At 61.1% G+C, this 14,194-nt stretch carries 12 protein-coding genes; 6 read left to right on the top strand and 6 right to left on the bottom strand.

Annotated features, from left to right (window positions below):
* Positions 1 to 199 precede the first annotated feature (199 nt).
* From C0058_RS26410 to C0058_RS26385, 6 genes are read left to right on the top strand one after another with little or no spacing between them, the layout of a single operon-like run.
* Entirely contained in the window at positions 200 to 904 is a 705-nt protein-coding gene (locus tag C0058_RS26410; RefSeq protein WP_008435530.1) for an MtnX-like HAD-IB family phosphatase, read from the top strand.
* A complete protein-coding gene (locus C0058_RS26405) occupies positions 897 to 2,291 on the top strand; it encodes an aspartate aminotransferase family protein (RefSeq protein WP_003216473.1) in 1,395 nt (464 codons plus the stop codon). The genes C0058_RS26410 and C0058_RS26405 overlap by 8 nt, the downstream gene beginning before the upstream one ends.
* Positions 2,288 to 3,154 (top strand): carboxylesterase, encoded by an 867-nt coding sequence (locus tag C0058_RS26400; RefSeq protein ID WP_003216475.1) that lies wholly within the window; start codon positions 2,288 to 2,290, stop codon positions 3,152 to 3,154. Before C0058_RS26405 ends, C0058_RS26400 begins: the two co-directional genes overlap by 4 nt.
* Before the next feature lie 16 nt (positions 3,155 to 3,170).
* Positions 3,171 to 4,295 (top strand): GNAT family N-acetyltransferase, encoded by a 1,125-nt coding sequence (locus tag C0058_RS26395; protein WP_102369841.1) that lies wholly within the window; start codon positions 3,171 to 3,173, stop codon positions 4,293 to 4,295.
* Positions 4,295 to 6,073, top strand: a complete 1,779-nt coding sequence (locus C0058_RS26390; RefSeq protein WP_102369840.1) for a HAMP domain-containing sensor histidine kinase — start codon at positions 4,295 to 4,297, stop codon at positions 6,071 to 6,073. The genes C0058_RS26395 and C0058_RS26390 overlap by 1 nt, the downstream gene beginning before the upstream one ends.
* A complete protein-coding gene (locus C0058_RS26385) occupies positions 6,063 to 7,460 on the top strand; it encodes a sigma-54 dependent transcriptional regulator (protein ID WP_003216481.1) in 1,398 nt (465 codons plus the stop codon). The genes C0058_RS26390 and C0058_RS26385 overlap by 11 nt, the downstream gene beginning before the upstream one ends.
* A gap of 772 nt (positions 7,461 to 8,232) precedes the next feature.
* Here the strand turns inward: C0058_RS26385 and C0058_RS26375 are convergent.
* From C0058_RS26375 to C0058_RS26350, 6 genes are all read right to left on the bottom strand, one after another.
* Positions 8,233 to 8,562 carry a GlpM family protein gene (locus tag C0058_RS26375; RefSeq protein WP_174717800.1) on the bottom strand — a complete coding sequence of 110 codons (330 nt, stop codon included), beginning with the start codon at positions 8,560 to 8,562 and terminating at the stop codon, positions 8,233 to 8,235.
* Between the two features lie 18 nt (positions 8,563 to 8,580).
* Positions 8,581 to 9,921: a sigma-54 dependent transcriptional regulator gene (locus tag C0058_RS26370; RefSeq protein ID WP_003208736.1), complete on the bottom strand. Its 1,341-nt coding sequence runs from the start codon at positions 9,919 to 9,921 to the stop codon at positions 8,581 to 8,583.
* Positions 9,918 to 11,819 carry a sensor histidine kinase gene (locus C0058_RS26365; protein ID WP_003208735.1) on the bottom strand — a complete coding sequence of 634 codons (1,902 nt, stop codon included), beginning with the start codon at positions 11,817 to 11,819 and terminating at the stop codon, positions 9,918 to 9,920. Before C0058_RS26365 ends, C0058_RS26370 begins: the two co-directional genes overlap by 4 nt.
* Positions 11,820 to 11,886: 67 nt before the next feature.
* The gene (locus C0058_RS26360) at positions 11,887 to 12,621 is read right to left on the bottom strand and encodes an amino acid ABC transporter ATP-binding protein (protein ID WP_003208734.1); all 735 of its coding nucleotides are present in this window, start codon (positions 12,619 to 12,621) and stop codon (positions 11,887 to 11,889) included.
* Entirely contained in the window at positions 12,618 to 13,289 is a 672-nt protein-coding gene (locus C0058_RS26355) for an amino acid ABC transporter permease (RefSeq protein WP_003208733.1), read from the bottom strand. The genes C0058_RS26360 and C0058_RS26355 overlap by 4 nt, the downstream gene beginning before the upstream one ends.
* Positions 13,289 to 14,035 (bottom strand): amino acid ABC transporter permease, encoded by a 747-nt coding sequence (locus C0058_RS26350; protein ID WP_083359915.1) that lies wholly within the window; start codon positions 14,033 to 14,035, stop codon positions 13,289 to 13,291. Before C0058_RS26350 ends, C0058_RS26355 begins: the two co-directional genes overlap by 1 nt.
* Positions 14,036 to 14,194: the final 159 nt, after the last annotated feature.

The following is a 14,194-nucleotide window of genomic DNA, read 5'->3' as shown; positions in this document are numbered from 1 at the left end:
ATGAACGCGCAAACGCCCTGCCTTAGGCAAGCACTCATCTAGGTTGTAGCAAGCTACAAAAATTGTAGCAAGTTCCGACACAACCACACGCCGATACCCGCCAAACCCTTTGAAAACAGGGGTTGGTGGCACTTGGCACACTCCATGCTCTATCCCCTGCAAGCGCAACAGCGCGTTCCTACTTCATAGGTAAATGCAGATGATCCACTGGCATATCGTGTGTGACTTCGACGGGACTATCACTCCTACCGACGTCATCGACAACGTCCTCCAACGCTTCGCCGGCCCCGAGTGGGAAACCATCGAGCAGGAATGGCTGGATGGGCACATCGGTTCGCGCGAATGCCTGAGCCGTCAACTGGCGCTGATCAAGGCGACCCCGGCCGAGTTGCTGGCGTATTTCGACAGCGTCGAGATCGATCCGGACTTCCCGGACTTCGTCGACCACGTCATGGGCCTGGGCGCTTCCATTGAAGTGGTCAGCGATGGCATCGAACAAGGCATCGCGCGGATTCTGTCGCGCAACTACGTGACCTTGCTGCCGATCCTCGCCAACCGCCTGCGCCAGGTCGACCAGAACAGCTGGCGCATCGACTTCCCGTATGCCAGCGACGCCTGCCGTGCCGCCTCCGGCAACTGCAAGTGCAAGTCCACGCCGCGCAACAAGCGCGTGCTGGTGATCGGCGACGGCAAGTCCGACATGTGCGTGGCCTCCACCGCCGACTTCGTCTTCGCCAAGGCCAGCCTGGCCGACTACTGCGAAACCAACAACATCCCTTACGCGCGGTTCGACACCTTCGCCGAACTGCCGGCATTGCTGGCCAAGCTGCCTCAGGGCATCGCCGCCAACGCCACCTCCTTCAGCACCTCTTCCGACAATCAGGAACTCTTCCACCATGTCTGATATCCGCATCGCTACCGCAGAAGACCAGGTTCTTCTGGATAAAGAAGCCAAGTACTGCTCCTACGGCGACACCGTTCACTACATCGACCCGCCGCGCATTTTCAGCCGCTGCGAAGGCTCCTACGTGTGGGACACCGAAGACCAGGCTTACCTCGACCTGCAAATGTGGTACTCGGCCGTTAACTTCGGTTACGCCAACCCGCGCCTGAACAACGCGCTGAAACAGCAGATCGACACCCTGCCGCAAATCGCCAGCCAGTACCTGCACAAAGGCAAGATCGAGCTGTCGGAAATGATTGCAGTCGACGCCAAGAAAAAATTCGGCCTCGACGGTCGTGTGCACTTCAACGTGGGCGGTTCGCAGTCCATCGAAGACTCCCTGAAAGTGGTGCGTAACGCCACCAACGGCAAGAGCCTGATGTTCGCCTTCGAAGGCGGCTACCACGGCCGTACCCTTGGCGCTTCGTCGATCACTTCGAGCTACCGCTACCGTCGTCGCTATGGCCACTTCGGCGAGCGCGCCAACTTCATCCCGTTCCCGTACCACTTCCGCGGCCCTAAAGGCATGACCAAGGAAGAATACGGAAGCCACTGCGTGCAGCAGTTCGCCCGTCTGTTCGAAACCGAATACAACGGTGTGTGGGACCCGAAAGTCGGCCAGAGCGAATACGCCGCCTTCTACGTCGAGCCGATCCAGGGCACCGGCGGCTACGTGATCCCGCCGATGAACTTCTACAGCGAGCTCAAGCAGGTCCTCGACCAGCACGGCATCCTGATGGTTGTCGACGAAATCCAGATGGGCTTCTGGCGTACCGGCAAGCTGTGGTCGATCGAACACTTCGACGTCAAGCCGGACGTGATCGTCTTCGGCAAGGCATTGACCAACGGCCTGAACCCGCTGGGCGGCATCTGGGCCAAGGAAGAGTTGATCAACCCTAAGATCTTCCCGCCAGGCTCCACCCACTCCACCTTCGCGTCCAACCCGTTGGGCACCGCGGTAGGCCTGGAAATGTTCAAGATGACCAGCGAAGTCGACTACGGCGCGATGGTCATGGCCAAGGGCAAATACTTCCTGGCCGGCCTGCAAGAGCTGCAAAAGCGCTTCCCGATCATCGGCGACGTCGACGGCCTGGGCCTGGCACTGCGCTGCGAAATCTGCGGCCCGGACGGCTTCACTCCGGACAAGGCGACCCTGGACTACATGGTCGAGGAAGGCATGAAGGGCGACATGGTGGTTGACGGTCAGAAACTCGGCCTGATCCTCGACGTGGGCGGCTACTACAAGAACGTGATCACCCTGGCACCGTCGCTGGAAATCAGCTACCCGGAAATCGACCTGGGCCTGAAGCTGCTCGAGCAACTGCTTGTGCGAGCGACCAAACGGTGAGCAGCCACGAGATCGACCTCGGTGAAGGTGATGCCGGCTTCGTTCTCGGTAGCGGTCCGATTGGGATCTTGTTGATCCACGGCCTGACGGGCACCCCGACGGAACTCCGTCGGGTGGCCCAGGGGTTGGCCAAGGTCGGTAACTGCACGGTGTACGTGCCGACCCTGGCCGGCCACTGCGGGGACAACAGCGACCTGCAAGCCACCGGCTGGCAGGACTGGTACGAAGGCGTGCGCAAGACCTTCGTCGCGGTGAAACAGCGTCACGAGCAGGTATTCGTCGGCGGCTTGTCGATGGGCGCGGTGATGTCGATGTACGTGGCGTCGCAGTTCCCCGGCCAGGTTGCCGGCTTGCTGATGTACTCCACGACGTTGAAGTACGACGGCTGGAGCATCAACAAGATGGCGTTCATCACGCCCTTGCTGATCCGTATTCCCTTCGGTGTGCGCCTGTTCCGCTTTACTGAAAAGCCGCCCTACGGCATCAAGAACGAGCGCCTGCGGGCGATCGTCGAGCGGCAGATGAAGGAAGGGGAGAGCAGCGAGGCGGGTCTCTTGACCATGGAGGGCGTCACGGTGCGCGAGTTGCACTGGATGAATGCCGTGGTGAAGAAGCTCATGCCATCGATCAAGACCCCGGCCCTGGTGCTGCATTCCATCGAGGATGACATAACCAGCCGTTGGAACGCCGATTACGTGGAACGCCATCTCGGCGGCCCCGTGACCAAGATCCTGCTGGACAACTGCTACCACATGATCACCGTCGACCTGCAATACCGTCGGGTGATCGAGTTGAGTGCCGAGTTTGTCGGGCAGCACGCACACGCCACAGAGGCACCTGAAGATTATCGACAGCTGGCTTGAACCCTAAGGATTTGACGTGATCACCGCCCAAGCCTTTTCGACCATTCGGGCCATCGAACGCAGTGCCTGGAACGACTGTTTTCCCGATGCCCTGGAGGATTGGGACTATTACGTGGCCGTGGAAAACGCCGCTATTGATGACTTTCAGTGGCGCTACCTCGCGGTGTTTGACGATGCAAGGCTGGTGGCGGTCGCACCGGCGTTCATCACGCGGTATCGCCTGGACACCACCGTGTCAGGCGTAGGCAAGCGCTTTACCGAGCGCCTGGAGCGACTGTGGCCGGGTGTTTTGAAGTTGGGCCTGTATGCCATCGGCTCGCCGGTGGCGGAGCAGTGCAATGCGGGCATCGCCAGCCACGTTGCCGAATCAGGGCGCGAGGCTCTGCTTGCGCAATTGCTCGCTGCCGCGCGCCAGGATGCCGATACGTTCCGCGTCGGGCTGGTGGCGGTCAAGGATGCACCGACCAGGGACGAAGGCTGGTCAAACAGCTGCCTAGGCGCGGGTTTCCAGAGCATGCCCAGCCTGCCAACGGCCTTGTTGCCGATCCCTTTTGGTTCAGTGGACGCTTACCTCGGTTCCCTGGACAAAGCCACCCGCAAGGACCTGCGCCGCAAACTGCGTGCGCCGGGGCCGCGTGTCGAGTGGCGACGCAACATCGACGACGTACTGCCGCGCATCATGGCGCTGTATGAGGCCACCCTGGAACGCTCCGACCTGCAGTTCGAGCGACTGCCGGCAGGCTATTTCACCGGTATCCTTGAACAGCTGCAGGAACGTGCGGTCTGTGTGCTTTATTGGGTGGACGAGCAACTGGTGGCGTTCAACCTGATCCTGCTTAACCGGGATCGCCTGATTGACAAGTTTTTCGGCGAAGACAGTAACTACAGTCGCGAATACAGCCTGGCGGTGCGCAGTTGGTTAACCAACATCGACTACTGTATTCGCAACGATATTGCGTTATATGAATGTGGTCAGGCCGGCTATGCCAGCAAGTTGCTGCTGGGCTGCGAGTTCCAGGGCAACAGCATGTTTTTCCGCCACCGTAACTGGCTGGTCAACCGTGCGCTGTTCGTTGCAAAAGTGTTTCTCCGACCGGATCGATCCGACCCTGCCATGGCTGCTGCGATAAGCGAAACCTGATGATCAACAAGACCCGCCAAAAAGCCCGCCCCTTTGCCATTTCGCGTTGGAGCGTCCAGCGCAAGCTGGTGTTGGCGTTCTGGCTGGTGACGGTAATTCCGACGATGATCGCGGCGGAGCTGGCCGCGACGACGCTGTCGCAGATCTTCGACAGTAACGTGCGTATCTGGCTGCAGGAGTCGACCAAGATCGTCAAGGACGAGATCGGCGACATCCTCCACGACAACGCCCGGGTCGCCCAACTGTTCCTGCGCTACACCAAGCCGCCGTCGTCGCGCCAGGCCGAGAAACACGACAAGCTGACCGCTGATATTGCCGCCGCCACCGACATCGACGTGGTCGCGCTGATCCGCAGCAGTGACCACAAAATCGTGTTTACCACCGCCGCCGACGACATCGTCAAGCAAATCAACCTGGCCAGTAATGCGGTGTTGCAGACGGTCGAAGTGGGTGGCGTGACCACCGGGGTTGTGGTGTCCACCTTCGAGACCAGCGAGGACGGCGTCGATTATCAACTGCTGGTGGCCACTTATCTGGACAGCAGTTTCCTGACCAGCGTGGCCGATGTGCATTCCCTCGACCTGCGCTTGTACCTGGCCAACCCCAGCGGGTTTTCGGAGATTTTCTCCACCCAGCGCTTTGTCGATCACCCCGCGCGGATTCCTTCGAGTATCGAATCTGCGCTGCGCAGCACCAAGCAGCCCAGCGAACAGTTCACCAACAACTACAGCGGTTTGTACTGGCCGATCTTCAACGATGCCGGCGAGCTGCAAGGGGTGATCTTCAGTGGCTTGCTGCGCCATACCAGCCTGGTGGGCCTGGTGAACCAGAGCAATCTGTTCGTGTTGATCTTCCTGCTCAGCTCGGCGTTGTCCCTTGGTGCGGGCATGCTGGTGTCCCAGCGCCTGACCCGGCCATTGCGGGATCTGTCCGAAGGCGTCAGCGCGGTGATCTCGGGTAACTATCAGCATCGTGTGGCGGTCAGCGGCGGCGACGAGCTGGCGCAACTGAGCAGCACCTTCAACCACATGACCGAGCGCCTCGGTGAGTTGCATCACCTGGAAGCGCAACTGCGCCGCCGCGACCGCCTGCATGCACTGGGCGAAGTCGCGATGGGCCTGGCCCACGAAATTCGCAACCCGCTGGGCATTATCAAGACGGCCACCCAGTTGCTGCACCGCCGCGCCGATTTGCCGGAAACCGACAAGCGTCACCTCGAATACGTGATCAGCGAAGTCAGCCGGATCAACGACCTGATCACCGAATTCCTCGACTTCGCCAAACCCAGTGCACCGCTGCGCACTGTGCAGGCGGCACGCCCGGTGGTGGAGGAGATCCTCGGCTTCTGCGGGCCTGAGCTTGCGACCCATAACATCGACGCGCAAATTGATGATGCGGCTCCCGGCGCGACGATTTATGCCGATGCCAAGCAGCTCAAGCAGGCGTGCCTGAACCTGATTCTCAACGCCATCGACGCCATGCCCGGAGGCGGGCGCCTGACCCTGGGCATCCACAGCGTGGGCGGCAACACGGTGATCAGCATCGGCGATACCGGCGAGGGCATTGCGCCGGACATGATCGAGCGGATCTTCACACCATTCGTCACCACCAAGGCCTCGGGCACGGGCTTGGGTCTGGCCAAAGTGTTCTCGATCATGGAAAGTCATGACGGCAGCATCGAATGTGTCAGCGAGACAGATGCCGGCGCCACCTTCAGCCTGTACATTCCGGCCCAGGGTGCAGACGACGGCGATGATGAGGATGGTGATGACGCATAACGTATTGGTAGTTGACGACGAACCCAAGCTCTGTGACTTGCTTTCGTCGGCCTTGAGCCAGAGCGGGATCCAGGTGTTTACCGCCGGCAACGGCCTGCACGCGCTCAAGGTGCTGGAGCAGGAAGACATCGACCTGGTGATCAGCGACTGGCGCATGCCCGGCATGGACGGGCCGGCGCTGCTGGCGGAAATCAAGGTGCGCTACCCGCAACTGCCGGTGATCGTGATGACCGCCTACAGCACCGTGAAGAACGCGGTGCAGTCGATGCGCAACGGCGCCTACGACTACATCGCCAAGCCCTTCGATATCGACGAGCTGGACATCACGGTGGCGAAGGCCCTGCAGTTTCGCGACATCATGCGCGACAACGCGCGCATGCGTGCCGAGTTGGATGAACATGCGCAGTTCGACAGCCTGGTGGGTGACAGCCCGGCGTTCCGCCGCGTGCTGCACGCCGTGGACTCGGTGCGCGACAGCAACGCTACGGTGCTGCTGACGGGCGAAAGCGGCACCGGCAAGGAGATGGTCGCCCGTGCCATCCACAAACACGGCAACCGCGCCGACAAGCCGTTTGTGGCGGTCAACTGCGCGGCAATCCCCGAAGGCTTGCTGGAAAGCGAGATGTTCGGCCACCGCAAGGGCGCCTTCACTGGCGCCGTGGCGGATCGGGTCGGGCGCTTCATGCAGGCCGACAAGGGCACGTTGTTTCTCGATGAAGTGGGTGACATGCCGTTGGCGTTGCAGGCGAAAATCCTGCGGGCCTTGCAGGAGCGGGTGATCGAGCCGGTGGGTGACCCGCGCGAGCGCAAGGTGGATGTGCGAGTGATCGCTGCCACCAACAAGAATTTGCTGGATGCGGTGGCGAACAAAGAGTTTCGTGAAGACCTTTACTACCGCTTGAACGTATTTCCGATTCCGCTGCCGGCCTTGCGTGAGCGGGTGGAAGATATCGCGCCGCTGGCCCGGCACTTTGCCCAGACCTTGAGTGCCACGGCGGGCAAACGCATCACCGGTTTCAGCCCCGAGGCGTTGCAGGCCATGGCGGCGTATTCCTGGCCGGGCAATATTCGTGAGCTGCAGAACTGTGTGGAGCGGGCGACCATTGTCGCGGCGACGCCGGTGATCGAGGATATTGATTTGCCGGCGTATCTGTTTGCTTCGACGCCTGCTGAGGATGGGGTGGGCGCAATACTCAGCAACGGGCCGGGTGTGCCGCAGGATCTGGATGCGGCGCTGGCTGAGGTAGAGAAGGCTTACATCATGGCTGCGTTGCAGGAGAGCAACGGGGTGCAGGCTGCAGCGGCGCAGAAGATCGGGATTTCCGAGCGCAGTTTTTGGTATCGGTTGAAGAAGCTGGGGATTCAGGTGGACAAGATTGTTCGCTAGGGGGCGCTGAGCGGTTGCTTGGGGGCATATCCGTTATTTAGGTAACGGCGACTTATGGTTCCGCTCTTACAGCGAGTCACTTTTGGCAAACGCCCGGAATGCCGGCCCAGCCAAAAGTAAAAGGTCTTTGCCCCACCACTCGGTGCCTCGCTTAGGCTCGGCATGCCCGCACTCCGGCCATCGTGGTTGACGGGGTGCCTAAGATCAAAAGCAAAAGCACAGCGGCCTCCCGGCCGGCTTGAGTGTTAAAAGCAAAAGCAAAAACCAGAGCGAAAACAGATCTGCTTTTCTGTGGGAGCGGGCTTGCTCGCGAAAAACCTGAGAGCGCCGCGTTCATTCAGAATGCCCGCGTCATCGTTAACGACCTTCGCGAGCAAGCCCGCTCCCACATTTGGACCGTGCCCGCTTTAGATTTTGATTTGGCTTTTGCTCTTCAACACTCAAGCCGGCCAGTAGGCCGCTGTGCTGTTGATCTGCTTTTGATCTTGATCTTAGGCGCCCCGTTAAACCACGCTGGCCGAACGCAGGCTTTGGAGCGTGGGTAACCCGGCAGGACGCCGGGTTAGCCGTCCTGGGCCAAGGATGGCCCATGACGGCGGCCCACGGTCCAAAGCCGGAGTGAGGGCACACCGAGCCTAAGCGAGGTGCCGAGTGGTGGGGCAAGAGCGTTTTGCTTACTTTTGCGCTCTTCAAAAGTGAGCCGCTGTAAGAGCGGAACCAATAGCGGCCGTTACCTAAAAAATGGACAAACACACTCATTCGGCTCCACATGTCAGGCGTGCATGCGAACCCACACGCTGACCAAAATCGTAGCCGCCATCAACCACGCTACCGCCGCCACCGCCAGCGAAGCCTCCAGACGCATCCGGTCAACCATCACATACAACGTCGCCAGGTACACAAAGTACGGAATGATCGACCACATCCCGAACACGATCGTGGTCTTCAGATCCTCCACCGACCGACCCTTGCCGACAATGTAATGCGCAATCAACGCGAACGTCGGAAACAGCGGCACCAACCCTGCAATGTAGTAGTTCTTGGTCTTGGCCAGCGCCGCCAGAATAAGCACCACCCCCGCACCCAATGCCGCCTTCAACAATAAATCCACAATGCGCTCCTAGTGGCTCAGCCCGTACTTCTTGACCTTATCGAACAACGTGGTCTTGGCCATCCCCAGTTCCTGGCTGGCCTGGGTCAGGTTGCCGCCGCTGCGTTGCAAGGCATCGTTGAGCAGGTTGCGCTCGAACGCCTCCACCGCTTCGGTAAAGGCCAGCCCATGGTTGCCGCTGCTGGCGCCGCTTTTCTTGAACGCCGGCAAGCCGAGGGCAAACCGCTCGGCCACGTTGCGCAGTTCACGCACGTTGCCCGGCCAGTCATGGCTCATCAGGCTGGACAGGGTCTGGTTGTCGAGGTCCGGCGCGGTGCGGTCGAAACGCAGCGACGACTGCTGCAGGAAGTGTTCGAACAACTGCAGGATGTCTTCGCGGCGTTCACGCAGCGGCGGCAGTTCCAGGGTCACCACGTTAAGGCGGTAGTACAGGTCGCTGCGAAACTGGTTGGCGCGGCTCAGGTCGTCGAGGTCGGACTTGGTCGCGGCGATCACCCGGCAATCCACCGCCACGCTCTGGTTCGAGCCCAGGCGTTCCAGGGTGCGTTCCTGCAACACCCGCAGCAGCTTGATCTGCAGGTTCATCGGCATGCTTTCCACCTCGTCGAGGAACAGCGTGCCTTCGTGGGCGTGTTCGATCTTGCCGATGCGGCGCTTGCCGGCACCGGTGAACGCGTTGGCTTCGTGGCCGAAGATTTCGCTTTCGAACAGGTTCTCCGGCAGGCCGCCGCAGTTCAAGGCGACGAACTGGTGGGAGTGGCGCCGGCTGAAATCGTGCAGGCAGCGCGCGACCAATTCCTTGCCGGTGCCGGTCTCGCCCTCGATCAACACGTTGGCCGAGGTGTCGGCGACGTTGGCGATCAATTCCCGCAGGTTCTGCATGGCCGGGGAGCGGCCGATGATCCGGCCTTCCAGCGAATCGCGCTCGGCCAGTTGCCGGCGCAGCGACCAGACTTCCCGGGCCAAACCGCGTTGTTCCAGGGCGCGGCGGGCTACGTCCACCAGGCGCTCGGGAGAGAAGGGTTTCTCCATGAAGTCATAGGCGCCGTTGCGCATCGCGCCCACGGCCATGGAGATATCGCCATGGCCGGTGATCAGCACCACCGGCAGGCTTTTATCCAGGGCCTTGAGCCGGGTCAGCAACTCCAGGCCGTCGATGCCCGGCAGGCGAATATCGCTGATGACGATGCCGGCGAAGTTTTCACCGACGAGGGTCAGGGCCTCTTCGGCACTGCCCACGCCCACGCTGGGAATGTCTTCCAGAGCCAGGGCTTGCTGGCAGCCGAGCAATACATGGGGGTCGTCTTCGACGATCAGGACGGTCAGGTCGGTGGTTTTTTCTGCGTTCATTTCGACTCGACTTGTTGAGGGCTCGCCAGCGGCAAACTCAGGACAAAGGCAGTACCACCGCTGGCCGGATGCTCGACGGCGAGGTTGCCGCCAGTCGCCGCCGCGAGGCTGGCCGACAGCGTCAGGCCGAGGCCCAGGCCTTGTTCGCCGGGTTTGGTGGTAAAGAACGGTTCGAACAAATGCTTGCGGGTCTCGGGATCAATCCCGTGGCCGTTATCGCGCACCCGCAGGCGATATTTGCCGTCGGCGATGTCGCCTTCCAGCCACAGTTCGGGGGCCGGTTGCGCCTGCATCGCATCCAGGGCGTTGCCCATCAGGTTGACCAGGATCTGCTCCAGGCGTGTCTGGTCGATCTGCAACTGCGCGCTGCTGAAGTGGCGGTGCACCGTCAGCGGCAGGGTCTCCAGGCGACTGCCGAGGATCTGGAACGTAGCGTCCACCGCCTTGCCTAGATTGGCTTCGCCCTGGTCATCGCCACGCCGGGCAAAGGAGCGCAGGCTGGCGGTGATGCGACCCATGCGGTCGATCAGTTCGTTGATGGTCTTGAGGTTGGCACTGGCGGTGTCCAGCGCCCCACGCTCAAGGAAGCGCACGGTGTTGCCCGACAGGGTACGCAGGGCGGCCAGTGGCTGGTTCAATTCATGGGCGATGCTGGTGGACATCTGGCCGATGGCCGCGAGTTTGCCGGCCTGCACCAGTTCGTCCTGGGCCCGGCGCAAGGTTTCCTCGGCCTGGCGCCGCTCGCGAATCTGGCTCTTGAGCCGCTCGTTGCTGGCCCGCAGGTCGGTGGTGCGTTCGGCAATCCGTCGCTCCAGCTGGTTATTGGCTTCCTGCAGGGCTTCCCGGGCGGCGAGGCGGGTGGCAATCACCTTGCGGCGCTCGTTCCAGGCAATCAGCAGGAATGCCACCAGCGCAAAGGCTACGGCCACCAGTATGCCCTGGTTGATGGCGGCCCGGCGCAGGTCGTTCAGCGGGGTGAGCAGGGTGAAATTCCAGGGGGTGTCGTTCAGCGGGCGGGTCTGGGCCAGGTAGCTGACCTCATGCTCGTCGGCCACCACTTCGCTGTTGGCCGGGAAGGTCAACTTCTCGGTGCCTTCGTTGAGGCGCTCGCGGGCCAGTGGTTCCAGCTCGTTGAGCGTCGCCCAGTAGTATTGCAGGCTGTGGGCGAGGCGGTCCTTGGTGTCATCGCTCAATGGCCGCACGGACTTGAGGCGACGGGCCGGGTCGCTGGAGAGAATGATGATGCCATTCTCGTCACTGACGAAGGCCTCCAGGCGCGCCCGCTGCCAGCGCTCTTCCAGCGCTTCCAGGCGTACCTTGACCACGGCGACGCCGATGATCTTGCCGTGCTCTTCCAGACCATGGGCCAGGTAATAGCCGGGTTCGCCGTTGGTGCTGCCGATGCCGTAGAACCGGCCGGGCTGGCCGCGCACCGCATTCTGGAAATAGGCACGGAAGGACAGGTCTTCACCCTGGTAACTGTCGGCATCGCGCCAGTTACTGGTCGCCAGCACACGGCCGGTGGTGTCCATCACGTAGATCGCCCGGCTGCGACTGCGCCGGTTCAGGCCTTCGAGGTAGTCGTTGACGGTTTTGCGGGTTTCTTGATTCGGGTCTGCCAACAGCCTGGAGACGCTGGATTCCAGCTCCAGGAGACTGGGCAGGTAGGTGTATTTGCTGAGTTCGCTCTCGACGGTGCGGGCGTGCAATTCCAGTTGGCGTTCGCCGGTATCGCTGAGGGTGCGGATCCCATAGAACTCGCTGATCCAGAAGCCGACGTAACCCAGTCCGATCATCAGGGCGATGATCAGCGGCGGCAGGAACAATTGGCGAATCAGACGAGGCTTCACGGCAAGTGATGGCGGCGCGGCGCGAAAGAGGTTGGGGTCGCATTTCATCACAGATGCCTTGGGTCAACCAGTTGTGGTGAGTGGGGTTGCCCGACCCACCACAACAGGGCAGTGCTTAGTGCTGCAGGATTTTCTCGAGGAAGTGCTGCGCACGCTCGGAGCGGGCGCTGATGTCGCCGAAGAATTCCTCTTTCGGGCAGTCTTCGATGATCTTGCCGGCGTCCATGAAGATCACCCGGTCGGCTACCTTGCGGGCGAAACCCATTTCGTGGGTCACGCACATCATGGTCATGCCTTCCTGGGCCAACTGCACCATCACGTCGAGCACTTCGTTGACCATTTCCGGGTCGAGGGCCGAGGTCGGTTCGTCGAACAGCATGACGATCGGGTCCATCGCCAGCGCACGGGCAATCGCCACACGCTGTTGCTGGCCGCCGGAAAGCTGGCCCGGGTGCTTGTGGGCGTGAGCCGACAGGCCGACGCGCTCCAGCAGTTGCAGGCCCTTCTTGGTGGCTTCTTCCTTGCTGCGGCCCAATACCTTGATCTGCGCGATGGTCAGGTTTTCGGTGATGGTCAGGTGCGGAAACAGCTCGAAGTGCTGGAACACCATGCCAACGCGCGAGCGCAGTTTCGGCAGGTTGGTCTTCGGGTCGGCAATGGAGGTGCCATCGACCACCACGTCGCCTTTCTGGAACGGTTCCAGGGCGTTGACGCACTTGATCAGGGTCGATTTGCCCGAGCCGGACGGCCCGCACACCACGATCACTTCGCCTTTTTTAACCTCGGTGCTGCAATCGGTCAGCACCTGGAAGTCGCCATACCACTTGTTGATATTCTTGATAGAGATCATACGGCAAACCTTTTTTGCAGACGCTTGACCAGCAGCGAGGCGGAAAAGCTGATGATGAAGTAGACGACACCGGCGAAGATCAGGAACTCATTGGAGCGGCCGATGATGTCGCCGTTGGAACGGGCGGAGTTGAGGAAGTCCACCAGGCCCACGGTGTAGACCAGCGAGGTGTCCTGGAACAGGATGATCGACTGTTGCAGCAGCAACGGGGTCATCTTGCGGAACGCCTGGGGCAGGATGATCAGGCGCATGGTCTGGCCGTAGGTCATGCCCATCGCTTGCGCCGCGGCCATCTGGCCCTTGGGGATCGACTGCACGCCGGCCCGCACGATTTCGCAGAAGTACGCCGCCTCGAACATCATGAAGGCCACGACGCAGGAGGTGAACGCGCCGATCGGGGTGTCTTCGCCGGTGATCCAGCGCAGCACGAACGGCACCGCCAGGTAGAACCAGGTGATCACCAGCAGCAGCGGGATCGAGCGGAAGTAGTTCACGTAGGCGCCGGCCAGGCGCGACAGCAGTTTGCTGGACGACAGGCGCATCAGCGCGAGGATCGTACCCAGGATGATGCCGCCGACCACGCCCATGACCATCAACTGCAAGGTCATGACCATGCCGTTCCACAGGCCCGGGATGGCGGGGATGATGCCGCTGAAATCGAAGTCCATTATTTACCCCCCACGGAGATCAGGCCGGGCACGGCGACTTTCTTCTCGATCACGCGCATCAGCAGCATCAGGCTCATGTTCAGGGTGAAATAGATCAGCGTGGCCAGGGTGAAGGCCTCGAACAGGTTGGCCGAGAACTCGGCGGTCTGTTTGGTTTGCGCCAGCAGTTCCATCAAGCCGATCAGGGACGCCACGGAGGAGTTCTTGAAGACGTTGAGGAATTCCGAGGTAAGCGGCGGAATGATGATCCGGTAGGCCTGGGGCAGCAGCACGTTCCAGTAGATCTGCGGCAGCTTGAAGCCCATGGCGCGTGCGGCGGATTCCTGGCCCCGTGGCAGCGCCTGGATGCCGGTACGCACTTGTTCGCACACACGGGCGGCGGTGAACAGGCCCAGGCACACCACAACGCTCAGGTAGGCCGAGGTGGTCGGGTTGAGGTCTTGTTTGTACCAGTCCTGCAGGTTCTGCGGCAGCAGGTCGGGTATCAGGAAATACCAGATGAACAGCTGAACCAGCAGCGGTACGTTGCGAAACAGTTCCACGTAGCAGGTCGCGATGCCCGATACGATGCGGTTTGGCACGGTGCGCATGACGCCCAGAATGGACCCCAGCAGCAAGGCGATAATCCATGCCACGACGGCGATGGCAATGGTCCAGCCCAAGCCGGCGATGTACCAGTCGAGATAAGTCTCGCTGCCCACGCCGGTGGACTTGAAGAACACGCCCCAGTCCCAGTTGTAATTCATTAGGGTCTCCCCTCGAGATCGATCGATGTACAAGCACCCGCTTGGGGAAGATCCTTTCCCGCCCGACGGTGAACGCCAGGCACACGCGATCGGCTCGAAAACCGCCAGGTCGAGTGTTCCAAAATTAAAGCCAGCAGGTAGCAACAGACGCCTGAGGGA

It is taken from the genome of Pseudomonas sp. NC02 (genome assembly GCF_002874965.1).
Lineage (GTDB): Bacteria > Pseudomonadota > Gammaproteobacteria > Pseudomonadales > Pseudomonadaceae > Aquipseudomonas.
This window is presented reverse-complemented; position numbering and strand designations above follow the sequence as displayed.